Raw genomic sequence first — 23,738 nt, 5'->3', positions numbered from 1 at the left:
CGAGGGTCGACCGTCTAAGGCCCGACCGCCGGGAGGTCCGGAAGGTTGGATCGCCGACGGTTGTTCACCGAACAGGGTTTCACGCGATTACAGATCGATAAAACGTCGAATCACCTCCGACTCCAGTTTCGCGAGCGCCGTTCGTATCGTTTGCTCCCGGTCATCGATCTGCTGGAATCGGTCGCGCACCGTCTGCTCCAGCGCGCCCAGCTCCGGCCCAATCACCGCGTTTCGTACCGAGACACGCACCATTCGGCCGCACTTGACCAGCAGACCGTCATCCACAGCAACAAAAACCTCGTCCCCCACGCCCATCGGGACGAATGAGAGGATGCCGGGAACGAGGACCTCCGCGAAGTCAACATGTCTCGGAAGCAGGCCAAAGGACCCGCTCTGTCCGTCTGCTACGACTTTTTGAACCGGCCGTCGCAGCAGCACCTTTTCCGGGAGAAGCACCAGCAGAGTCATCCCGTCGGCGTCATTCATCGGAGCGTCCCTCCACCGAAGCGTCGCGGTGCCGTTGTTCAGCCTCTTCGATGCGGCCAATCATGTACAGCTCCCTCTCTGGATAGCCGGCGAATTCATCGTTCAGAATGCGTTCGCACCCGTCGAGTGTTGCGTCCAGCGAAACAGAACGTCCCTGCATGGTAGTAAACGGCTCCGTGACAACGAACGGCTGCGTAAGGAATCGCTCCAGCCGACGCGCTCGATGTACGGTTCTCTGGTCGTCTCGCGACAACTCCTCCATGCCGAGCATGGCGATGATATCCTTCAGGTCCTCGTACTGTGCAAGCGTTTCGCGGACAGACCGCGCCACCCGGTAGTGCCGCTCCCCGGCAATTCGGGGACTCAGCATATTGGAACTCGACCCCAGCGGATCAATCGCCGGATACAGACCCTGACTCGCCCGGTCACGCGAGAGGACGATGGACGCGGACAGGTGCGTGAATGTATGCGTGACCGCCGGATCGGTGAAATCGTCGGCCGGCACGTACACCGCCTGCACGGACGTGATCGAGCCGGTACGTGTGCTCGCGATGCGCTCCTCAAGACCCGAGAGCTCCGTGCCGAGCGTCGGCTGGTACCCGAGGCGCGACGGAAAACGGCCCATCAGCCCGGAAACTTCTGTACCGGCCTGAACGAAACGAAAGATGTTGTCGATGAGCAGCAGCACATCCTGACGTTCGTCGTCCCGGAAGTACTCCGCCATCGTGAGCGCGGCATGTCCGACGCGGAAGCGAGCGCCCGGGGATTCATTCATCTGCCCGAAAACGAGCACCGTGTCATCTAATACACCGGCCTGCTCCGTTTCGCGATACAATTCTTCCGCCTCGCGGCAACGCTCTCCAATGCCGCAGAACAGGCTTACCCCTTCGTAAACCGCGACCATGTTGCGGATCATTTCCATCAGGAGCACGGTCTTGCCCACCCCGGCACCGCCGAACAGCCCGGCCTTTCCTCCGCGCTCGATGGGGGCGAGAAGGTCGATGGCCTTGATCCCCGTATGCAGGATCTCGCGCCGCGCCGCCTGCTCCGAAATGGGTACCGGCGGGCCGTGAATCGACCGCCGCATCGGTTCGTCCAGTGGCGGCTTTTTGTCGATCGTTTCGCCCATCACGTTGAAGACGCGACCCAGCGTCGCACGTCCGACTGGCACCTGCAAGGGCTGTCCCGTGTCCGTGACCGCATCGCCCCGTGCCAGTCCGTGCGTCCGCATAAGCGCAAGCGTCCGCACGGTCATGACGTTCACATGCTCGACCACCTCTAAAACGACGGGCCCTGCCAGCAATCGGCTGTGAACGTCGGGAAGATTCCCGGAAAAGCGGACGTCCACGACGCTTCCGCGCACGGAGACAACGGTTCCACGGGGCGATTCCCCGGAATCGCTTCCCGCATGGTCGGATCGCCTCTCCGACGCGCGATGACGTGACGTGAATGTCTCTTCGTCCATGCGTCGGCACGCCTTCTTCGGCGAACGATAGATGATGGATTACAATCACTAAACTCACCGAACCGCCTGACGCGACGTAGGGGGGAATTCCTGAATCATCAAGCGGAGATCGTCTGCTCTTCGTGTGCGAATATTCCTCCATCTCCTTCGCCTGCGGGATGGGTGTCGCTCACTGATTGCAACCGGACGGCCGCTGCCATCATCACGCGGGCGACCACGGTGCAGATTCAGCGATAGGCGACAACCGCGGATCACCGCCATGCGTCGGCACGGTAGGCTGGCCCGCCAACGAGGCCATGGACGTGCATCTGTTGATGGCATCCATGGCCGGGGCTTCCGGTCGGCGAATTTTGTCATGCCGGCATCGCCGCCCCCCCTTCCTGCTGAATTTCCAACCTTGCGCCTGTATCTTCTGCTCATCCGGATCCGTCGACGTCAACCCGGCCGGGCAAAGGTTCGTGACGCGTCGCCCCGGTCGCGGTTGGCCCTTATCGTCGTCCCAACGTCCTCCAGAACCTTTTCGAGCTATTTGCAGCGACATCCTGGTACCTCCAGGCACAGACCCGGCCTGACCCGGACGCCCTGAATCGCTTCCCCTGTGTGATTTCCCGCACCTTCCATCCAAATCCGACCGAATGTCTTCCTCCCTCTCCGCCTACGATGTCCTGGCCCTCGGCGAACTCCTCGTCGACCTGATCGGCACCTACCCGGAGGGCACCCTGCGGGAGACGCCCTCGTTCGAACGGCGACAGGGCGGAAGCCCGGCCAATCTGGTTCGGACGGTGGCGCTCACAGGACAGCGGGCGGCGCTCGTAGCGTGCGTTGGCGACGACGGCCTCGGCACCTTCCTCCACGATGAACTCGGCGGCGTGGGCGTGGACACACGCTTTATCCGAACCGCTATGAAGGCTCCGACCACGTGCGTCGTGCTCTCGCGGAGCACGGCCACCTCGGAGTTCATCGCCTACCGACACGCGGACGCACAGCTTCGCGAGGAACAGATACCAGACGGCGTCCTGCAATCGGCAGGCATCGTCCACACGACGGCATTCGCTCTGAGCCGGGAGCCGGCCCGGTCGGTGATCCTGTCTGCATTGCGAACGGCGGACGCTGCCGGGGGACGGTGCTCCATCGATGTGAACTATGCACCGGGCATCTGGCCGGACCGTGATGAAGCGGCGACGGTGCTCCGGGACGTTGTCTCACGGGCGTCGTACGTCAAGGTGAGCGACGACGACCTGGACCGGCTCTTCGGCACCGATGGCTCGTCCCCGGATCGCGTCCAGCAGCTTCACGACTGGGGTGCGGACGTCGTGTGCCTCACGCGCGGCCCGGAAGGGTGCCGCGTCTCCCGCGACGGCGGTGCTGAGATCAAAATCGTGCCGGCGGTTCCCGTCGATGCGGTGGCCGACGCGACGGGCGCCGGAGACGCGTTCTGGGGTGGGTTTCTTTCGGCCAGCATCGACGGACACGACCCGTTTCGTGCCGCGCGGCTCGGCAGCGAGGTCGCCGCTCAGAAGCTCCAGTCTGTGGGACCGCTCACCGGAATCGAACCCATCGACGGGTGGAAAACCGGTTGATCGACTGGCTCGCCCCTACACTGTCGGGCCCCTACACTCACGGGTCCCTACACTCACGGGGCCCAGCATTGTCGGGGTTTCTCCGACAGCGCGTTCGGCCCTCCTCCCATCCGAAAGATCAACGCCGACGCAGGACGGCGTAGCGCGAAACCCGCATCTTCGTGGGTGACGTGCGGGCAGGGCGGAATCCCTGCCGGAGCGGCTCCGACCGATTCGTCCCAGACCTTGTTACCAGACACCAGACGAAATCATGAAATCGACGCAGCGTTCAGAACGAGAGCCGCGGAGACGCCCTCGATCGCAGGAGATCACACGCACTGTGATCGCGGGCGCCGTGATCGTGATCGTTGCCCTGGCCTCGGCATATTTCTTCTTCCTGTAACACGGCCGTACCGATGGATATTCGACGCCAGGCAAGGGGCGTCGATCGATATTGCCGCTCAACTGGAAAAAAACCCTTGTGCCACGTGAACGAGCGCGCCACGCGGCAGCGGTACCGGCCCGAAGCGAACGGTCTGTTCCCGTCGTTCGCTTCCGGCAGAAAGGACGGCTGAAAACGTGCACAGGGCGATTGCGCAGATGAAGCAGCGGCTTACGCGGGAGACCCGTGACGCGCGCGAGCAGGTGATCAATGCGTGCCGCTACGGTGCACGACGTGCAAAGCGAATGCGGAACGAATGACGCCGCACCGGGGAGACCGAACAGCACGCTCTGATCCAGCCATACGCTCTACGCGGCCTCCGACAGATCGGCGGGGCCATTGATCACGTCTGCAATCCTTGCGGCGAAATCCGACGGCGTGCCCCCCTGCCAGCGGACGGAGATCAATTCCGATCGGTGCATATACATCCAGTGCGAGAGGAGGCGGATTTCATCCTGATCCCGTTTCGTGAGCGCGTCGGGCCGATCGCCGGCATCCAGAAAAGCGGTTTTGACGGCGTCCGTGAGGAGACGGACCTCGTCCGGCGTGGCGGGACACGTCACGCACAGCGACGCCGTGAATTTGCCAAACCGTACCAGGAAAACGTCCGCCGTCCCCTCGTCTTTGTGCGGCTGAACAAGCGCAGCGTTGTGATCCAGAACCGGCGCGGCCACCGCCTTTTGCTTCTCCAGCATCCGGTCCAGCGTCTGTAACCAGTCACGAAAGGTAGCGGCTTTCTCGAATTCGAGATGCCGTGAGGCCTGCTGCATCCGTTCGTCCAGGTCGTCGAGTACGGATGTATCCTGACCGCGGAGAAACTGCCGAACACGTTCGACCTGCTGCCCATACCGCTCCGCGTCGTCATTCTCGCACGGCGCCGTGCACCGTTCCATGTCGGCGTACAGGCACCGCTGCCCGAGGGATAGCTCCGAGTCGTCGCACTCGCGCAAGCCGAAAAACCGGCTGATCACCTCGATCACGAGCTCAGCCTGCTTTCGGCTTCGCAGCGGTCCGTAGTATTCGGCACCGTCGTCCGAGATCGCCCGCTGCCACCCCACGCGGGGAAATTCCTCGTCCGTCTGTAGCTTGATGAACGGCCGATGCCGGTACCGTTTCTGCGCTTTGTTGTAGGACGGCTTCTTCTCCTTGATCAGGCGCGACTCCAACAGCAGGGCCTCCAGCTCGGTATCCGTTTCCGTCCACTCCACCCGGCGCACCTTGCTCATCAACTTGCGCTTGCGGGCATCCTTCGATTCGATGGCGGTGAAGTAACTTCGCACGCGTTCGGACAGCTGCTTCGCTTTCCCGATGTAGAGAATCTTGCCGCTGCTGGTCTTGAGGAAGTACACGCCCGGCGCATCCGGTAGATCGGGCAGCACGTCCTCCCGGAGTTTCTTCAGATGCTTGGGCGCCTTTCGCACCTTTGTGTATTTCCGGTTCTGAAAGGCGAGCACTTCGTGGACATCGTGAATGTCGTGCTCGAAGTCGAGCTGCCGGAAGAAGCGCTGGAGAATGATTCCGGTCGCCTCCGCATCACCGAGCGCACGGTGTCGCCCGTTCACATTGATGCCGTAAAACTGAGCCAGTCGGCTGAGTCCTTTCGAGCGAAGACCGGGGAGCAGGCGCCGGGCGAGGCGCAGACTGCACAGGGTTTGATTCGGCAGGTCATCGAGTCCAAGCCGGCTGCACTCGGCGTTCAGGAAGCGCAGGTCGAACGGCAGGTTGTGCGCCACCAGGATCCCGTCCCCGAGGAAGTCGAGGTACTGCGGCATCACGGACTCCATCGTCGGCTGATCGAACACCATCCCCGTCGTGATACCCGTCAGATGCGTGATGCGCGACGGTATAGTTCGCTCGGGGTTCACCAGTTGCTGAAACCGGTCGGTGATCTCGCCGGCCTCCACCTTTACGGCGCCGATTTCGATGATGCGGTTGGAGGCGGCCTTGGTCCCGGTCGTCTCCGTATCGGTGACGACGAAGGTTGCGTCTTCGATGGTCATACGGGTGCTTCTACTGGACAATGATGCCGACGGCGCAGGGATCGTTTATCTCTTCGGGCGTAGCGTCTCATGCTTATCGCGGAGTTTCTGAAGTGGGGGCAGGGCGTAGTCAAATCCGAAGGTCGCTCCCTCCCACGAACCGTACTGCGGGTTCGGCAGGGTAATCCACCGCGTGCCCCAGTAGGCCTGAAACTGCTCGGCGCGGTCCCGTCGCTGCTCGACGGTGACGTCCACCTCGCCGGCAAAGTCACCGAAATTGTCTCCGATCAGAAGGACGATTCGGTAGGCCTCGGCAACCGCCTCGCGCCGCGGCGTTTTGTCTGACGGTGTCCATGCGGGGATCTCTCCCTGCGTGAGAATGACATCTTCATCCGGATCCAGTGGAAACCCGAGATCCTTCAGATTTTCCCGCGTAGCCGCTTCCACATCCGCGTCCCGATTCGTCAGGTAGATGACTTGCACGCCCCGGGCGGCTGCGGCCTCTGTGAAGGCCAGCGCTCCCGGTACCGGATCCGCCTTTGCTTCTCGGCACCAGGCTTTCCACGAGTCGGTGCCGTAGCTCCGATTGTCGAGCACCAGGCGAGCCTGATAGGCTGAGTTGTCGAGCACGGTCTCATCCACGTCCAGCACGACCGCGGGCGGAAGCTCGCGGTAGGCGTCTGAGCCCTGCTCCGACTGTTCGAGCGACGCGGTCCACGTTGAGTCCTGCAGGCCGCGATCTAGCATCACCTCCGCCAGGCGATACGCGCCGCGCGTCACACCCGTGTACTCGACCGCCGTCTGCTGCCAGAGCGTCGAATGCAGGTTCGGATTGCGAAGGTCGGCGGCCGAACGCAGGCTGTCGATGGTCGACGTGATGCGATCGGCTTCCGCCTGCGTGTAGGAGGTCCCGGACGACGCACATCCAGCCAGGAGCACGAGAGAGAGGATCCAGGAAAGAGAAGGGAGAAGACGCGTCATGCGAACCGTCCGGCCATAAGAGAGGAAAATTCGTGCACTTATAGAATGCACATCACCGGGACAGAACGCAAGAATCGGATAGAATCACCGGCGGATTTCGAGCCGTCTGCACGGGCTGGCGCCGAGAGAAAGCGCTTTTTGTCGATTCTTGGTAGCCTGTACTGGCAAGCGACCGTCAAGAGGCCTTTTTTCTACATGAATCGACGGCGCGTCTACCCGCTGCGGTGGCGCTTCATGCCTGAGTCGGGGCCCACAGGATCCGCTCCGATGACCGCGCAGAGGCGGCGTCGTAACCGAACTGCCGAAGCACCTGAAGGACACGCCGGACGCGGGGGCTCGATCGTGAATCGGATCGCTCGCGCTGGAACAGCATCGGAGACCCGCTGGCGAAGGGTCTCCCCGTTCGCACTTCTTTTATCCACGGCAACAGAGGACCCCATGAAAGTTACCGTTATCGGTGCAGGAAACGTCGGCGCAACCGCTGCCGAGTGCGTCGCCCGCAAAGACATGGTCAAGGAAGTCGTCATGGTAGACATCCAGGAGGGGATGCCCCAGGGCAAGGCTCTTGACATGATGGAGTCAGCCCCGATCCATGGCTTCGATACGAAGATCACGGGCTCAAACGAATACGACGTCACAGAAGGCTCCGAGGTGTGCATTATCACCGCCGGTCTTCCGCGCAAGCCCGGAATGAGCCGCGATGACCTGCTGGCCAAGAACGCGGAGATCGTGTCGTCGGTCACCAACCAGTTTAAGGCGGGAAGCCCTGACGCAAAGCTGATCATCGTGTCGAATCCCCTCGACGTGATGACGTACGTCAGCTACACGGCCAGTGACTTCGACCCGAACCACGTGATGGGCATGGCCGGTGTGCTGGACACCGCCCGCTACCGCGCCTTCCTCGCGATGGAGCTGGACGTGTCGGTCCGCGACATCCAGGCCCTGCTGATGGGCGGCCACGGCGACACGATGGTGCCCCTGCCGCGCTATACCACGATCGGCGGCATTCCGGTCACGGAGATGCTCGACGACGACACGATTGAGAGCATCGTCGAACGCACGAAAGGCGGTGGCGGCGAAATCGTCAACATGATGGGTACGTCGGCATGGTACGCGCCGGGCGCCGCGGCTGCGGAAATGGCCGAAGCCATCATCAAGGACAACAAGCGCGTCCTTCCCGCCGCGGCCTACTGCGACGGTGAGTACGGTCTCAACGACATGTTCATCGGTGTGCCGGTGAAGCTCGGTGCCGACGGCGTGGAAGAGATCATCGAAGTCGACCTGTCGGACGAGGAGCAGCACCTGATGCAAACGTCCGCGGATCACGTTCAGGCCAACCTGGACAACCTCGAGCGCCTGAAGAATGAAGGCGCCATCGGGTAACACCTGACTCGTGCTACCGCGATGCTCCCGACCGAGCACGGCGGCAACGCATCCCGAACGGCCGATCCCTCACCACGGGGTCGGCCGTTTCGTCTTATCATGCGACCGGTGGACACGCAACAGGGGCTGGCGCCCCGCCGCAGATTCGAGAGACCGCCGATTGGCCGTCAGTCCGTTCCCCGGAGGTCGACGAACACATCCCGGAGCGGATCGGCCGGCTCGAAGTGGTGGTCCGGGTGGGCGGCGTCGTGCTTTTTCGGCTCCAGGTGAGCGGTGACGTGGACGTCGTCGTCCGGGAAGAGCCGATCCACCGCGTCCTCGACCCGGTGCGACCGGTCATGCGCAGCGTCGATCGTCATGTCTCCAGGAAACATGAGGTGATATTCGATCCAGACCTCGTCCCCTGTTCGGCGGTGCCGCACCTGGTGGAAGTCGACGATGACGCCTTCTCCTTTCGCCGACGCCAGCACGTCCAGGATTTGCTGCGTCGCGTCTCGATCTGCCTTGTCCATCAGCCCGTAAATGCTCCGTCGGATCAGCCCGTAAGCCGTCCACAGGATGTTTGCGGCGACGAGAAGCGCCACCACCGGGTCAAGCCACACGATTCCGGTCAACCATACGAGACCGACGCCGCCAATTACGCCGAGACTGGTCCACATGTCGGTCAATACATGCTGACCGTTCGAGACGAGCACGATGCTGTTCGTCCTTCGCCCCGTACGAACGAGATACCACCCGAGGCCCATGTTGACAAGCGTCAGTCCGCCGAGGAGGTAAAGACCGACGCCGAGACGCTGCAGGTCGCCTCCCGTGAGGAGGTCGTTCACCGAGGTCCACACGATCCCGACCGCCGCGACGAGAATGAGTACACCCTCTACGGCCGACGCGAAGTAGGCCGCTTTCCCGTGACCGTAGGGATGGCTACTGTCCGGCGGCGTGGACGCGTACCACAGGCTGAAGCTCGCAAATCCGGTCGCAAACAGATGCACGACCGACTCCGCCGCATCGGAGAAGATGGCGGCGCTGCCGGTCACCTGCGCTGCGACGACCTTGCCAACGAGCATCATGAACGAGACGAGGATGCTAAGACCCATCGCGCGCCGCCGAACCGTTCGACGTTTCCGGCGCGCGTCCGCGCGGCGTGCACGACGACGCTCGGCATTCGTGGGGTCGGCAGGGGAGTCAGCGCTGGACATGAACGATCGCGGGTTAGAGCGTCAGCAGTCACATTACGGTTACGAACGATGATGCGTATTGCTTGATTCCATTGTCGTTACGGATTCAGACACCGGCGAGACGGGCGCTCCACACGACCCACCGGCTTCTCCCTTGCGCCCTGTTTCATCTCGATTGCGACCTGTAACGCGTGACGCATTCGTGTATCTCCCCGCTCCCGTTGAATCCCTGCCGGGTGCTTCCGATCTTCAGCACGTCGCCGGAGGTAGCCCCCTCGCTGCGAGCCAACCGTTCCCCCAACCATTCCCCACTGCTGTATGCCTCGCCTCGAACACATCGGTATCGCCGTGGACGACGCCGATGCTGTTGCCACTCTGTATCACGACCTGCTTAAGGTGTTGCCGTACAAGGCCGAAACGGTCGCCGCCCAGCACGTGCGAACGCATTTCATCGACGCCGGACCCGCCAAGCTGGAGCTTCTGGAAGCCATCGGCGACGATGGACCGATTTCCGGCTACCTCAAGAAGCGCGGAGAAGGTCTGCACCATCTTGCCTTTCAAGTGGAGGACGTAGACGCGACGTTCGAGCGCGTGCACGAGGCCGGATACACCCCACTCGGGGAGTCGCCCACACCGGGTGCGGACGGCAAACGGATCTTCTTCCTTCACCCGAAGCAGACCCATGGGGTCCTCGTAGAGTTCTGCGGGTCGGCACCGATTCGACTTGAGCCGCAGATGATCGATGCTGATGACCGGGAGATTGCCGTCTACCGTGCCGGGGCCCAGCATCTTCCGCCGCTGGTGCTACTGCACGGAGCCGCCGGCTGCACTACGCTGGAAACTGCCCCGCTCCTGCGGCGCCTTGAACGGCAGTTTCAGGTCGTGGCGATCGACGTGCGCGGGCACGGCGCGTCGACGGCGGGAACCGGGCCGGTGTCCTTCGACGCCTTTTCGGCGGACGTGCTCGCGGTTCTGGATGTCCTCGAGATCGACAATGCTCATCTGTTTGGTTTTTCCATGGGCGGCAACATCGCCCTCGGGTTCGCACAGCAGCACCCGGGACGCGTCCGGCGCATCGCCGCACACGGCGCGAACGTAACGTGGACGGAGAAGCTCGTGAGGTCCATGCAGGCTCGCCTCGACCCGGACACGCTGACCGCAAGAAATCCGGAGCTCGGCGATCGTCTGAGCCGGCATCACGGTGACTGGCAAGAGCTATTCCAGCAGATGCACGAATGGGTGGCGACCCTTCCGAAGCAGACGCCGCGCATGCGGGACATGGCCTCCTCGATTCAGCGCCCGGTACTGTTGACGTGCGTCGACCGCGACGACCTCTTCCCCCTCGACGCCACCCTCACGCTTCACGAGCTTCTCCCCGATGCGCGCCTGGAGATCCTCCGCGGCAGCCATCACGCCCTGCCCCTTTCGCCGCTCGACCGTCTCGAGGCGACCATTTCCGACTGGCTGCTGACCTCCTGAGAGGCGACGCGCCGACCTTTTCCCTCCATCATCGCCCCTTGTATGTCTCTTCCCTCCCATCGTTACCTCGGCTCCACCGGCGTGAAAGTATCGCCGCTCTGCTTCGGCACCATGTCCTTCGGCGGCATTGCCGACCGCGAGACCTCCGCTGCAATGTTTCGACGGTGTCGAGAAGCCGGAATTAACATGTTCGACTGTGCGAACGTGTACGCCGGCGGCCGATCCGAGGAAATCCTGGGCGACCTTATCGCCGATTGCCGCGACGAGGTCGTGATCACGTCCAAGGCCTATTTCCCGACAGGCGAGGACCCGAACGCGCGCGGCGCTTCGCGTTACCACCTCGTCCGAGCTGTAGACGCCAGCCTGAAACGCCTCAATACCGATCGGATCGACGTCTTTTTCGTGCACCGGTTCGACGAGGCAACAGACCTATCCGAAACGCTCCGCACGCTCGACGATCTGGTGCGTTCCGGTAAGGTCCTCTACCTCGGAGCGAGCAACTTCGCCGCGTGGCAGGTCGCCCGGGCCCTCGGTGTGCAGGAGCGGGAGGGGTGGAGCCCGTTTCACGTGATTCAGCCGATGTACAACCTCGCAAAACGACAGGCCGAAGTGGAACTCCTTCCGATGGCCGCGTCGGAAGGCCTGGGCGTCACGCCCTACTCCCCGCTCGGCGGAGGCCTACTTACCGGGAAATACGGCGTAAACCGGCGCCCCGATACCGGCCGTCTCGTCGAAAATGAGATGTACCAGACGCGCTACGGCGCGGACTACCACTACGAGGTGGCAACCCGCTTTGCCGCGTTCGCGAAGGATCACGGGTTCGATCCGGTCCCCCTCGCCGTCGCCTGGGTGGCAAGCCATCCGGCGGTCACCGCACCCATCATCGGCGCCCGGTCCGTCGAGCAGCTTGAAGGATCGCTGGGGGCGCTCGACGTCGACATGACGCCATACCTCCACGCGGCCATCGGCGACCTTTCCCCCGCGCCGCCTCCCGCGACCGACCGTGTTGAGGAGCGTACGGAGCATACGTACGGGCAACGATAGAACGTCACGAGAACGAACGTAGCTGGCTATCGGAGCTTCATCTTCCCTCCCGAGGTGCTGAATGACGCGTATGCCCGCAGGTTGTTAACACCGAGGCGCGGAGACCCGACGGACGACGGATACCCGTTCAAGCACGATGGCTTTCCACAGAACTCGCCGCTTCCATGCTCCCCTCGAACCTGACGACCAGCTATCCGGACGATGCACCGATTTATTACCCCCTTTCGCCCGTACAGCGGGTTGAAATGCCGGTGGAAGGGGACCTCGTGCATCTGACCCTCACCGGACTCGCGCGCGTCGAGGGCGATACGGCCCGCGGCCCCGCTGCAGGCACGATCCCAAGAAACGAGTACGGCGAAGGTACGGAGTCCTTCACCGTCGCGATCGCCAATATCGGCCCGCGTCTCCAGGACCTCGAACAGATCGCCGTGTTCGTCGGCACCGAATCAGGCATGATGCGGATGCCCGGTAGCTCGCACAACCAGCCGATCGGCGGGCAGTACGTCGATGACATACGTCCCGCGTACGTCGACGGACGTGTCGGAATCGTCGTCGACGTCGACATCGTCGGGATGGGATCCCTCGACAGCATCCAGTTTCAGGTCACGTGCACCGGGCTTCCGGCTCCGGAAGATGGACGGACACATGAAGCAGCGTTAGACGAGCATTCGTCGATTGAACAAAGCCCGTTTGAGCCACGCTCGGATCGCCGGACGGACGACGATCCGTTCGGTCGTGAGCGAAATGACGTGTTTTCCGATGATGACTTTTAGCACCGGGAAAGCTCTAAGAACACTCCCGCATGGATGGCAGAGGCCGAAATAGGTGGACGTATCAGTCGTTGCGAGCGCGTCAACAACACCGGGCTGCTCTTCGGAGTAACGTTTGTATCCCGTAAGACACGAAGACGAATACTGTACCGTGTCTTACAACCTCTATCCACGCACGCACGCTCGACCATTATGGATCGTCGATCATTTATCGGGAAACTTGCGATTCTGACGACCGGGCCCGCTGTGCTCGCCGCTTGCGGAAAAAGCCACTCCGCCGACGTCCCCGCGGGCGCCGCGTCGGATTCCACCTACGTAGCACCTGTTACGTCCGACTCGCTCTGGGTCCACGGCCGCGATGCCGACGTGACTCCCCTGGAGAAGTCAGAGGAAGCGTGGAAAGACGTGGTCTCCCCGGAAGCCTACCAAATCCTCTTCGAAGAAGGCACCGAGCCGCGATATTCCAGCCCCCTGCTGGAGGAGAAACGGCGGGAAACGTATATCTGCGCCGCCTGCTACCTGCCGCTCTTTTCGTCCATCACGAAGTACGAGAGCGGAACGGGATGGCCGAGTTTCTGGGCCCCACTTCCCGGTCGCGTGGGCACGAAAGTGGACAACAAACTCGCGATGCAGCGCACCGAGTACCATTGCACACGCTGTAGCGGGCACCAGGGGCATGTCTTCACCGATGGCCCCGACCCGACCGGATTTCGTTATTGCAATAACGGACTCGCCCTTGCTTTCGTACCGGAGGACGAACCACTCCCCTCACTGCGATCCTGAGCAGACTCGCTCGTCCCCACGCCGCCATCGATCCGTCCACACACCCCACCGGACGAATGAAGCCCCTCACCACCGCCGTCTCGATTTTTCTCCTGGCCGGCTTTCTCTTCGGCACGACTGCATGTCAGAACGCGGATTCGGAAGCCCGTGCTGAACATGCCCCGATGCAGGACACGACGGAGGTTGACCCCGCTGTCGTGGACACCGTATGGTTTGCCGGCGGCTGCTTCTGGTGCATGGAGCCGCCGTTCGATCGAACCGAAGGCGTATTGAGCACGATCTCAGGCTTCGCCGGTGGTACGATCGAAAACCCTTCGTACCGGCAGGTGGCAGGGGGCTCAACCGACCACACAGAAACTGTCCAGATTGCGTATGATACGACGCGCGTCGATATCGATCGACTGCTTTACGTCTACTGGCGAAACGTCGACCCGCTGGACGCCTCCGGTCAATTCTGCGACCGCGGCTCCCAGTACCGACCGGACATTTTCGTCAGCCCCTCACGGGCCGATCACCGGGAGGCTGCCGAAGCGTCAAAGGTAGACGTGCAGCAGCGATTCGATCAGCCGGTCGTTGTTGACATTCACGACCTGAATGCCTTCTACCGGGCGGAGGACTACCACCAGAATTTCTACAGGAAAGACCCGGGTCGTTATTACTCCTACCGTGAAGGATGCGGTCGCGATCAGCGGCTGAAGGCGCTGTGGGGAGATGAAGGAAACGCGCCGCCGAAAAAATCAAGATAAGGGCCGATCGGTACGGCGTCACGCTGCCAGCCGTCGTACTCAGGCTCGACGTAGATATCTGGGTTGAGCGACCGCGACCGCCTCATCGGCTCCGGGGATGGGATCGAAGTACCGACGCACCTCGTCCGTAAGGTGCTCGGCAATTTCTTTGCGATCGTCCGTATCCCCGTCCAGGCGGCCGAAGTGCACGTAGGCGTCGATTCGGGGCGTGGCGAGCATGCGCCAGAAGTGGGGGGCAAATTCCATGTCGCCCCACCACGCCGTTGTCTGGTAGGCCGGCGCATCCTCCCCCGGCGTTCGATACGTGAGGCTTGCGTAATGCACCGGCCGGTCCGAGGCCGCGATAGGCGCCAGAAGCGATGCGCGAAACGGCAACACTCGATCGCCCGCGGTAGACGTCCCTTCAGGGAAGACGATGACACCCTGCCCCCGCTGCATGGCCTTCTCCAGACGGTCGTTGATGCGAAGCACATCGCGCCGCGAATTTCGGTCGATGAAGATGGTACCGCCGACTTTCACGAGGTACCCGACGAGGGGCCAACTCCGCACCTCTCGCTTGGCCACAAGAGCGCACGCGAGGTGGCTCATGAACACGAAGACGTCGAGGTAGCCGAGGTGATTCGACACGAGGAGAAACGGCGGCTTCGGGTCCTCTCCTGTCGCGTGAATCCGGAGGCCGACGATGTACTGCGTGACGCGAAAGAAGAACTGAACTATACGAGCACGGACGGCGTGCACGCCGGGCCAGGGGAGCCATCCGGCCCTCTCGGCATCGCACAGCAGATCCATCGGTATCACGTACGTGATGCAGCTGAGGAGCGTCCACAGGACGATGCCGACAAGGCGAAGGGCCGCACGGACCGTTCCGATCGTCGACGCGGGGGGCACGAACTGATCAACCGGAAGCTCATCGGACGGGGCGGCCGACGCAGCCGGATCGGAGGAGGCCGTGGCGGTCGAAGAAGAATCCGACATGGGAATCGGCTAATGGGACGGGACGAACGGGTCAGTGCGCGGAGACCGACAGGAAACGGATCCATGACGGCTTCCTGGTAGCACGGGCCGGGATGGGCTCCGCCTTACGACTGGTAGCCGAAGAAACGAGCGGCGCTCGGCTCCAGATTCTTGATGTCGTAGAACGTCAGAAAGTCGATCGTCCCAAATTCGCGATCAATGGCGGGCGGCCCGCACATCCGGGCACCTGTGCTGATGTAGACGCGCATCAGGCGCGGCACGTCGCTGGCGGTCGCCGGCTCTACCTCTCCCTCCACCTCACATGCGTACCCTGGCTGCGGGGTAACACGCAGGTCCGGATGCATCATGTCCTTCGCTTCGAAATACTTCAGCATCGCGATGCCCTCGCGTGGATCCTGACTTGTCAGCGACGAGCACCCGAACAGGTAGCGGCAGCCGGAGTGGCGGAGGTACGATCCGAGACCGCGCCACAGCAGGTTCAGGACGGGGAGCGACCGGTGATCGCTGGCGATGCACGCACGACCGAGTTCCACCGCGTTGTGCGTGACGGCATTTGGCCAGTCTGAGAGGTCAAACTCGATCGACGAATAGAACCCGAGACCGGCATCCGCCATCGCATGCGTCTGCATCCGGTAGGTGCCGACGATAGCACCATCGACCTGGTCACGCACGAGCAGGTGGTGACATGTGTTGTCGAAATCGTCGGCATCGCGACCGATTTCGAACGACTCGTCGAGTCCCTCGTCCAGTTCCACGTTGAACACCTCGAATCGGAGTCGCTGCACCTCAAGGAGATCCTCCTCGCTTCGCGCGAACGCAAGCTCGTAGTGATCTGCCGTGGAGTCGACATCCGGGATCAGGTCTTCGAACACCGGATAGGACGTCGTGTCAGAGGAAGCCATGAGGCGAGGAGCGAGGTATATGTCGATCGACCGAGCGGGAAGCCGCGTAATCACGACGTGCTTCCGGCAAACTCGCCGGTCCGGAGAGTAGTGGGGGCGTGGATAGTGCGCCTCTGTGCACCCTTTCGCGTGCACCATATGAAACGTACGAGTTACACGGCGTACGTTCCAGTCGGCGGGCAACTTCCGCGCAGGCTTCATGCACGCTGGACGCTTTGTGCGTCCTGGCGCGTTGGACCTGTTCGTCCGCGGAGACAGCGCGTGTCCAGTAACAAATACGTGACGGCGCCGCAGGTTCTGCCTGCGACGCCGCCTCGGGTAGCCAATTGTTGAGGACGATTATACTGGCCATTCCTGCCGGGTCCACGCCTGGTCCCAGAACATCCACTCGTACCGGACGCTTAGCACGAACTGCTCTTTGGCTCGCTCGCGCGTGACTGGATCACTGGCTACGGCGAACCGCTGAAATCGCTCGAGCAGATTATCCATGTACTCGTTAAAGTCGGGATCGCGATACATTTCCAGCCAGTCGGCATACGGGTGATCGGCGGGCACGTCTCCCATCTCGGCCTCGAGTTGCTGACCGAGGTGTATGTAGAGCCACGGGCAGGGCGTGATGGCAGCAACGGCTTCCACGAGCGACCCGGTATGTGCCGTGGCGACCATGTGGTTCTGATAGGCGCGGTTATTCGGCGTGAGCTCGAGACGGGCAACGTCGTCGGCGTCGTAGCCGAGCTCTTCCCCGTAACCGGCGTGCAGTTCTTTCTCGACGACAACCGCCATCTGAGCGGCTTCGATGAACCACAGCTTGTCGTCAGGATCCGGGCAACGGGTTGATATCACCGACGTGGCGTCTGCAAACGCCTCCAGGTACCGCGCGTCTTGCATCTGGTAGAACCGAAAGCGATCGCTGTCGAGCGAGCCGTCGGCCAGGGCACGCACGAATGGGTGGTCATGCGCCGCATGCCAGGTATCACCGGCCGCCTCTAGACATTCTTCGGCGAAGGCAGGAACGGTATACGGGCGGGATTCTTCGGTCAACGATGGGGACTCCATAGCGTAGCTGATGCGTCAGAGTAGAAGGATTGACGCGAAGCCGGGGAGCCGGACACGTTGCGACGCGGACACCGCAAACAGCGGGTTGGGGAAACGAGCAAATCGACTGAGGCAGCCTATCCACCCACACGCCCGTCGACGCGCAACCGAAGGTCCGATCTGAAGCTTTCCTTCGCCGGTACGAACCGGATCAGGTTCTAAGGGACTCTCTCAGCCCTCCGCCAGTACGGCGGGTAGCACCCCTAGCTTCGCTCTCTTATCATACCCCACGCGAGGAGACAATTTCAATGGCAAGGAGGAACGTCTTTACAATCGACGGTCGATTGGGAATTCGGATTGGGGGATTCAACATGAGACTTGCGTTGGATCGTTAGGGCGTTGGATCGTTGATTCCTTGCGGATTTAGGATTGCGAATAACGAACGGGGTGGATGCACGCGGCGACGTGCTCAGATCTCCGCCATCCGGTGCATCCCGTTCCCCCATTCTCCCGATCCCCCACTCCCGGCTCCCCTCAGGAAAGCGTCTGATTGAAGTGCGAGAGTGTTGCGTTCCACACCTCGCGTAGCGACGCGGGTACGTCGTCGTCGTGGGGATGCTTGCCCCCGAACGTGTGCCCGCCGGTCGCTTTCATCAGGGTCGCATCAGGCTGTGCATCCGCGAGGCACCGGGCCGCCGACATGGCCACCGACGCGTCATCCTCAGCATGCACGATCATCCACGGCACAGTGAGCCGCCGGGCAGCTGCGATAATGTCCAGACGATTTCGATTCTTCCGGGCGTCGTCGTACAGCACCCGGTTGAGCCGCATAGTTTGCCCCGTTCGGCTGTTTATCACCTCCACGTATCCCCGGTCTTTCCACTCCCGGATCTGCTCTTCCCCGAACCGTCCGAGGAACGTATCAACCGAAGACCAGGTGACGAGGGAGTCGATGTCGGGGCACTGGTCGGCATGGAGGATCGCGATGCCGCCACCCCTGGAATGACCCATCAGTCCGATGCGCTTGCCATCGACGGGGGCGAGACCGTTCGTGTTCTCGAGAACGTAGTCGGTCACCGCGTCCACATCGTCCAACTCCCGCGTGTACGTATTCTCGGCAAAGGCCTCGAGGTCGGCGAATTGCGTCGGATGCTCTGGCGTGACCCCGTTATAGCTGAAGTTGAAGTGGACGGCAACAAAGCCCGTCCGGGCCAGCGCACGCCCCCATGTCGGGAACGGCCCCCAGTCTTTGAAGCCTTTGAACCCGTGACATAAGATGACAGCCGGCTTCACGCGACCGTCCTCTACCCAGCGAAGGTCTCCGTGAACGGCGTCACCCCGGACATTCTCGACGGAAAACGATTCTTGACGTAGAGAAGTAGACATCGGTCAAGCGGAATGCGAAGGAGGAAGGTCGAAAAGCGAAGTGGCCGGGTCGGTTGTAGGCGACGGAACCCACTCATACACGGATCTTCACGACAACGCCTCTCGGGCGCTCCGTGATATACGGCTCGTTATCGTGCGTCTGCGAGGCGCTGATCCTGGAACTCCGCCTTCCCGTCCCTCAGGAAGCCCGCGAAATCTTCCACTGATGAGACGCCGCTATCTTTTTCAATCAAAGAGCGGTCCTGCGGATTGACGATGGCGTACGTGGGCAGGGCCGTGGTCCCGGTCAGCTGCAACTGGTAGCGCTGAAACTCCGTCCCCTTCGGCGGAGCGTCGGTGTACAGGCGGAGGAGCACGAAATCGGACCGAAATTGCTCGGCCACCGGTGCCTGCGGAAACACATTGGCCTCCATGTCCCGGCAGTTGGTGCAGGTATAGCCTGTGAAGTCGATGAACACGGGTTTGCCTACCTCCTTCGCCTCAACAAACGCCGCGTCGATGTCGTCGGTATGCCAGCGAAACTCCGTTCCACTCTCCGTTTTCTGCCCGGCGCTGCCCGTTGCGAACAGATTAGGATCGCTCGTCTGCCGCGGCGGCAGGTATGCGTCCACGGTGCCGAGCGGAGCACCGAACAGCCCCGGAAGCATATACATCGCCACACCGAAAAAGGCGGTCGCAGCCAGCAGCCGCAGGCTCCCGATCGACTCCGTCGGGCCCTCATGCTTGAGGTGAAGTTTGCCGAGGAGATACAACCCGGCCATGGCGAAGATGACGATCGTCAGCGCAATCGCCAGCGGGCGCGACAGGATCTGCGTGCCCCAGATCAGATCAGCGTTCGACAGGAATTTGAGCGCGGCGGCCAGTTCGATAAAGCCGAGCGTTACCTTCACGGCGTTCATCCACTGCCCGGATTCAGGCAGCGTCTCGAGCGCCCGTGGAAACATGGCGAACCCGATGAACGGAACAGCGAACGTAGCACTGAACGCCAGCATCCCGACCACCGGGTAGAACCATTCTCCGCCCGAGGTCGCGGCCAGCAGCCCGCCGACGAACGGTGCGGTGCAACTGAAAGACACGAGCGTGAGCGTCAATCCCATGAAGAGGACGCCCGCGACGCCCTGTTGCTGATTTCCTTTCTGGTTGAAGTAATTCACCAACCCGCTGGGCAGCCGTAGCTCAAACAGCCCGAGTAGCGACATGGCGAAAATGACGAACACCGAACCGATGAACAGATTCACCCAGGGATTGGCGGCGATCGATTGCGCACCGGCGGCGCCGAGAATCATCGCCATCGCGACACCGAGACCGGTGAACGTTGCGATGATGGCGAAGCCGTACAGGGAGGCCATGCGAACCGCCTGACCGCGGGTCTCCGTGTGGCGGGTGAAAAAAGACACCGTCAGAGGAATCATTGGGAAGACACACGGGGTGAGCAAGGCCGCCGCGCCTGCACCGATCGCGAGAAGCAGAAAGCCGAGAAGTCCGTCGGAGCGGGCATTGTCGAGCTCCCCGACGGCGGATGCACTGGGCGTATCGGACCTGGTGGAAGCGGCCGGGGCGGACGAGGAAGGCGCCTCGCGTTGAGGTTCACCATCCGAAGCCTCGGAGGCCGCACCGGCGTCTGTGACACTTTCCGCCGCGCCGTCACTCGGCTCGGCCGGTGGAGCGCTGTCCGGAGATGTGGTCTCGGACGCCGTCGATGATGCTTCATCTCCACCATTGCGGGACGGGGATGCCGCTTCCGCCGCGGGCGCCGCTTCGCTTTCACCGGGCGGCTGGATGTCGACATTGACGGCGAATTCCTCCCGAACAGGGGGATAGCACATGTCCTGGTTGCAGATCATGTACTCGACGGTTCCGCCGACAGACTCCGCGCCCGGCTCCGCCGATTCACTCACCGCGATGTCTGCCCAGACATGCGCCCGGTTCTCGAAATAGGTGACCTCCTTCTTGAAGTTGGGGTCATAGCCGCGCTGAGGCGTCTCCTGGTGAACCGTGCCGTTCCACGACAGCCCCTGCGGCCTGTCGTCGACGGTGACGCGCACGCCGCGGCTGGGCGGAGGCGAGTCGACGGCATACATCTTCCACCCGTCCTGAATCGATAGATCGACGTGCACCGTCACCTGGTCGCCCGCATGTACGGCCTCCGGCGCGACCGACGTGGTAAACGACACCTTCGACTGGGCGCCCATGGTCTGCGCGTTCGCGGCGGTTGCTCCGCCCGCGACGGCAACCAGAAGGATCAGGACAACCTGAAGGGAGGAAAGGAGATGGCGCATGAACGGTCGCGCAGGCAAGACGGCAGAAAACGAGCGAGTGAACGTCGGATCATGGGCGCCGACCGCGTGACGCCCAGTTTCGGCAACATGCAAGACGAAAGGGTACTCGCTCCGAACAGAACGAGTACCCTTTGACGTTGTTGCCCGGCGAAGCGGTCGTAGCGACCGATCCACCGATGTTTCGAACGGTGTCCCGGCCGATGCCGGAACGACTAAAAGTCGGAGCCGGACTCGGGGATCACCTGAATCGACAATTTGGCCTTCACCTGCGGATGCAGCTGGATGTGAGCCGTGTACGTGCCGACTTCGCGAATGTCTTCGTCGAGATCGATGCTGCGACGATCAATGTCGTAGCCACGGTTGGCGAGTTCGACGGCGATCTGCTGCGTCGTGACGGTACCGAAGATCCGGTTGTCCTCGCCCACTTTCGCGGTGAAGACGACCTGCATATCTTCGAGCTCGTCGGCCAGATCTTGCGCGTCGTCGGCCTTCGCCGCCTGCTTCCGCGCGGCCTGACGCTGCTCCTCACGCGCCTGCTTGATGGCGCCCTCGGTAGCGAGGCGGGCGATGCCCTGCGGAATCAGGTAGTTGCGGCCGTAGCCGTTCGCTACCTCGTGAATTTCACCTTGTTCGCCGAGATGCTCGACGTCCTGGAGTAGAATGACCTTCATGTGCTTGTGCGATGCGGTTCAGAACAAAACGTAAACGTCGGGCGGGTCGCCGTGCGACCCGGAGTCGAGGCTATCGTACGTTATCCTCGACGAACGAAAGCAGGGACAGATGGCGGGCACGCTTAATCGCGACCGTCAACTGCCGCTGAACGCGGGCCGGAACGCCGGTCACGCGCCGCGGGAGAATCTTACCCTGGTTGTTCATGAACTGCTGCAAGAACTCAGTGTCCTTGTAGTCGACGTATTCGATGTGCTCGTAATCCTGCTCGTTGTTATTCGCCATGGTACTTGGGCTCGTCCGTTGTGTGCGAAGGGGTGATCAGCAGCGTGTGCGAGGTATGCGATTACTCGTCGCTCTCCTCTTCCGCTTCGGCTTCCGCTTCGGCTGCAGCGGCCGCTTCCTCTTCGGCCTTGCGGGCGGCACGCTTCTTCTGCTTCTCGTAGTGGCGGATCATCTTCGCATCCATGCGAAGCGAGAGGTATCGCAGGATGTCATCGTTGATCTGCATCTGACGTTCGACCTTCGGAATCAGGTCGCCCGGCGCGCGGAAGTACATGTTGACGTAGTACCCGCTGCGCTTCTTGTCGATCTCGTAGGCCAGGCGCTGGTTGCCCCACTCGTCGACTTCGATGATCTCACCGCCGTTCCCCTCCACATACTGCGTGATGGAGCGGACGATGTCGTCGATCTGGTTCTGCTTGACGACCCCACTGATGACGTACGTGAGTTCGTACTGATTCTTGCTCGATGCCATAATATGTTTATTTCCCTTTGGAATGACGAACGTATATCATGCCCTCCGTCGTCCGACCCCGGCAGGACCGCCGCAGAGAGCAGGGAACGCTCAATAGATGGTGTGTACGGAAAGCGACGCAGAAGGTCGCCCAGCGGCGTTGAAGGTTTTGGGAAAAGGGGTTTCGTTGGTCGTCCGTAGTAGGTTGTGGTTCGGATTGGACACGGTCGAAAATGCCGTATCCGCGCGCCGTGGACCGTCGTTCACCCAACACAACGACCCACGCCTCACTACATACAATCGACGGCCTACAGATTCGCCAGTCGCTCGGCATTCTCTTCCGCACGAAGGGCCGTGATAATGGGGTCAAGATCCCCGTCGATGATATCCTGCAGGGCGTGATTCTTGTCGCCGCCCTCAAGTCGGTGGTCGGTGACGCGGTCCTGCGGGAAGTTGTACGTCCGGATCTTGGCCGACCGATCGCCGCTCCCCACCTGCGACCGGCGCGCTTCGTCCCGCTCTTTTCGCTGCGCCTCCAGCTTTTTCTCATACAGGCGCGAGCGAAGCACTCGCATCGCTTTCGCCTTGTTCTTGTGCTGGCTCTTCTCGTCCTGGCAGGACACGACGGTGTCCGTGGGGACGTGCGTTATGCGCACCGCCGAATCCGTGGTATTTACAGACTGCCCACCCGGACCGGTGGCCCGGAATGTGTCGATTTTGAGCTCGGACGGATTGATGTCGACGTCCACCTCCTCGGCTTCCGGGAGAACAGCAACGGTGGCAGCAGATGTGTGAATGCGGCCACTGGACTCGGTTTCCGGTACGCGCTGGACGCGGTGGACGCCGCTCTCGTATTTGAAGGTGCCGAAAACGCCTTTTCCCTGCACGCCAAACACAATCTCTTTGAAGCCGCCCTGCGATCCCTCGGCGACGTCGAGCACCTCGTACGCCCAACCTCTCTTTTCCGCAAACTTAGTGTAAAGGCGAAAGAGATCGCCAGCGAAAAGGGCGGCCTCGTCTCCGCCCGTTCCGGCCCGAATCTCGACAATAGCGTCCTTCTTGTCCTCCGGATCTTTCGGAATCAGCATCATCTTGAGCTCGTGCTCGACCGCCGGCAAGCGCGCGTTGAGTTCCTCGAGCTCATGCTGTGCCAACTCTTGCATCTCCCCAGACTCGGAGTCGACCAGTTCTTCGAGGTCCGACTGCTCCTGTAGTAGATTTTCGTAGGTATTGATCGCCGAAACGACATCTCTCAACTCGCCGTGCTCCCGCCCCAGTTCCTGCATCCGCGAGGAGTCGGTGGCAACGTCTGGATCCGCCATCAGCTGCTCGATCTCCTCGAACCGGCGTTTAATCTTCTCCAGCTTCTCTATCTCGATCATGTACTGCAGCAGGGGGTCTGCTCGACGTGGGTCGGGATCGGATTGCAATTTGCGGTGTACGGATGATCACTGTATAGGTTCA

Annotated in this window: 21 protein-coding genes and 1 riboswitch; of the genes, 7 read left to right on the top strand and 14 right to left on the bottom strand. The window is 61.9% G+C overall.

The genetic code is table 11. The features are described from left to right. Positions 1–87: 87 nt before the first annotated feature. Both ACFCU0_RS04820 and atpD read right to left on the bottom strand, forming a co-directional pair. Positions 88–486 carry a F0F1 ATP synthase subunit epsilon gene (locus tag ACFCU0_RS04820; RefSeq protein ID WP_434972533.1) on the bottom strand — a complete coding sequence of 133 codons (399 nt, stop codon included), beginning with the start codon at positions 484–486 and terminating at the stop codon, positions 88–90. Then, entirely contained in the window at positions 479–1,951 is a 1,473-nt protein-coding gene (gene atpD / locus ACFCU0_RS04815) for a F0F1 ATP synthase subunit beta (protein ID WP_434972532.1), read from the bottom strand. The genes ACFCU0_RS04820 and atpD overlap by 8 nt, the downstream gene beginning before the upstream one ends. Before the next feature lie 635 nt (positions 1,952–2,586). Here atpD and ACFCU0_RS04810 point away from each other — a divergent pair. Continuing rightward, on the top strand, positions 2,587–3,531 hold the full coding sequence (locus ACFCU0_RS04810) for a carbohydrate kinase family protein (RefSeq protein ID WP_434972531.1): 945 nt from the start codon (positions 2,587–2,589) through the stop codon (positions 3,529–3,531). 729 nt (positions 3,532–4,260) lie between these two features. Here ACFCU0_RS04810 and ACFCU0_RS04805 read toward each other — a convergent pair. Further along, positions 4,261–5,952 carry a DEDD exonuclease domain-containing protein gene (locus tag ACFCU0_RS04805; protein WP_434972530.1) on the bottom strand — a complete coding sequence of 564 codons (1,692 nt, stop codon included), beginning with the start codon at positions 5,950–5,952 and terminating at the stop codon, positions 4,261–4,263. Positions 5,953–5,997: 45 nt separating this feature from the next. Next, positions 5,998–6,912, bottom strand: coding sequence for a 5'-nucleotidase, lipoprotein e(P4) family (locus ACFCU0_RS04800; protein ID WP_434972529.1), 915 nt, complete (start codon positions 6,910–6,912; stop codon positions 5,998–6,000). 438 nt (positions 6,913–7,350) lie between these two features. On the opposite strand from ACFCU0_RS04800, the gene mdh reads away from it, so the two are divergent. Beyond that, the gene (mdh, locus tag ACFCU0_RS04795) at positions 7,351–8,295 is read left to right on the top strand and encodes a malate dehydrogenase (protein ID WP_434972528.1); all 945 of its coding nucleotides are present in this window, start codon (positions 7,351–7,353) and stop codon (positions 8,293–8,295) included. Positions 8,296–8,462: 167 nt separating this feature from the next. On the opposite strand, the gene ACFCU0_RS04790 is transcribed toward mdh, so the two are convergent. Next, positions 8,463–9,491, bottom strand: a complete 1,029-nt coding sequence (locus ACFCU0_RS04790) for a cation diffusion facilitator family transporter (protein WP_434972527.1) — start codon at positions 9,489–9,491, stop codon at positions 8,463–8,465. Positions 9,492–9,788: 297 nt separating this feature from the next. Between ACFCU0_RS04790 and mce the strand changes: the two genes are divergently transcribed. The 5 genes from mce (at position 9,789) to msrA (ending at position 14,292) form a co-directional block, all read left to right on the top strand. Then, positions 9,789–10,949 carry a methylmalonyl-CoA epimerase gene (gene mce, locus ACFCU0_RS04785; RefSeq protein WP_434972526.1) on the top strand — a complete coding sequence of 387 codons (1,161 nt, stop codon included), beginning with the start codon at positions 9,789–9,791 and terminating at the stop codon, positions 10,947–10,949. A gap of 42 nt (positions 10,950–10,991) precedes the next feature. Continuing rightward, positions 10,992–11,993, top strand: coding sequence for an aldo/keto reductase (locus ACFCU0_RS04780; protein WP_434972525.1), 1,002 nt, complete (start codon positions 10,992–10,994; stop codon positions 11,991–11,993). Between the two features lie 164 nt (positions 11,994–12,157). Beyond that, positions 12,158–12,766 (top strand): hypothetical protein, encoded by a 609-nt coding sequence (locus tag ACFCU0_RS04775; protein WP_434972524.1) that lies wholly within the window; start codon positions 12,158–12,160, stop codon positions 12,764–12,766. 189 nt (positions 12,767–12,955) lie between these two features. Then, complete coding sequence (gene msrB / locus ACFCU0_RS04770; protein WP_434972523.1) at positions 12,956–13,546, top strand: peptide-methionine (R)-S-oxide reductase MsrB; 591 nt, start codon at positions 12,956–12,958, stop codon at positions 13,544–13,546. Positions 13,547–13,602: 56 nt separating this feature from the next. Further along, positions 13,603–14,292, top strand: a complete 690-nt coding sequence (gene msrA, locus ACFCU0_RS04765; RefSeq protein WP_434972522.1) for a peptide-methionine (S)-S-oxide reductase MsrA — start codon at positions 13,603–13,605, stop codon at positions 14,290–14,292. A 39-nt stretch (positions 14,293–14,331) separates the two neighbouring features. On the opposite strand, the gene ACFCU0_RS04760 is transcribed toward msrA, so the two are convergent. The 9 genes from ACFCU0_RS04760 to prfA form a co-directional block, all read right to left on the bottom strand. After that, on the bottom strand, positions 14,332–15,267 hold the full coding sequence (locus tag ACFCU0_RS04760) for a lysophospholipid acyltransferase family protein (RefSeq protein WP_434972521.1): 936 nt from the start codon (positions 15,265–15,267) through the stop codon (positions 14,332–14,334). A gap of 104 nt (positions 15,268–15,371) precedes the next feature. Next, complete coding sequence (locus ACFCU0_RS04755; RefSeq protein ID WP_434972520.1) at positions 15,372–16,169, bottom strand: GNAT family N-acetyltransferase; 798 nt, start codon at positions 16,167–16,169, stop codon at positions 15,372–15,374. A 339-nt stretch (positions 16,170–16,508) separates the two neighbouring features. Next, a complete protein-coding gene (gene tenA, locus ACFCU0_RS04750) occupies positions 16,509–17,225 on the bottom strand; it encodes a thiaminase II (protein WP_434972519.1) in 717 nt (238 codons plus the stop codon). A 150-nt stretch (positions 17,226–17,375) separates the two neighbouring features. Beyond that, positions 17,376–17,479: riboswitch (TPP riboswitch) on the bottom strand. A 259-nt stretch (positions 17,480–17,738) separates the two neighbouring features. Continuing rightward, positions 17,739–18,590 (bottom strand): alpha/beta hydrolase family protein, encoded by an 852-nt coding sequence (locus tag ACFCU0_RS04745; RefSeq protein ID WP_434972518.1) that lies wholly within the window; start codon positions 18,588–18,590, stop codon positions 17,739–17,741. A gap of 128 nt (positions 18,591–18,718) precedes the next feature. Next, positions 18,719–20,869 (bottom strand): cytochrome c biogenesis protein CcdA, encoded by a 2,151-nt coding sequence (locus ACFCU0_RS04740; RefSeq protein ID WP_434972517.1) that lies wholly within the window; start codon positions 20,867–20,869, stop codon positions 18,719–18,721. A 212-nt stretch (positions 20,870–21,081) separates the two neighbouring features. After that, on the bottom strand, positions 21,082–21,540 hold the full coding sequence (rplI, locus tag ACFCU0_RS04735) for a 50S ribosomal protein L9 (RefSeq protein ID WP_434972516.1): 459 nt from the start codon (positions 21,538–21,540) through the stop codon (positions 21,082–21,084). A gap of 70 nt (positions 21,541–21,610) precedes the next feature. Then, entirely contained in the window at positions 21,611–21,823 is a 213-nt protein-coding gene (rpsR, locus tag ACFCU0_RS04730) for a 30S ribosomal protein S18 (protein WP_098073741.1), read from the bottom strand. 61 nt (positions 21,824–21,884) lie between these two features. Further along, positions 21,885–22,295, bottom strand: a complete 411-nt coding sequence (gene rpsF / locus ACFCU0_RS04725) for a 30S ribosomal protein S6 (protein ID WP_434972515.1) — start codon at positions 22,293–22,295, stop codon at positions 21,885–21,887. A 287-nt stretch (positions 22,296–22,582) separates the two neighbouring features. Then, on the bottom strand, positions 22,583–23,656 hold the full coding sequence (gene prfA, locus ACFCU0_RS04720) for a peptide chain release factor 1 (RefSeq protein WP_434972514.1): 1,074 nt from the start codon (positions 23,654–23,656) through the stop codon (positions 22,583–22,585). Positions 23,657–23,738 lie beyond the last annotated feature (82 nt).

Origin of the sequence: Longibacter sp. (assembly GCF_051155795.1) — a bacterium.
Classification (GTDB): domain Bacteria; phylum Bacteroidota; class Rhodothermia; order Rhodothermales; family Salinibacteraceae; genus Longibacter.
This window is presented reverse-complemented; position numbering and strand designations above follow the sequence as displayed.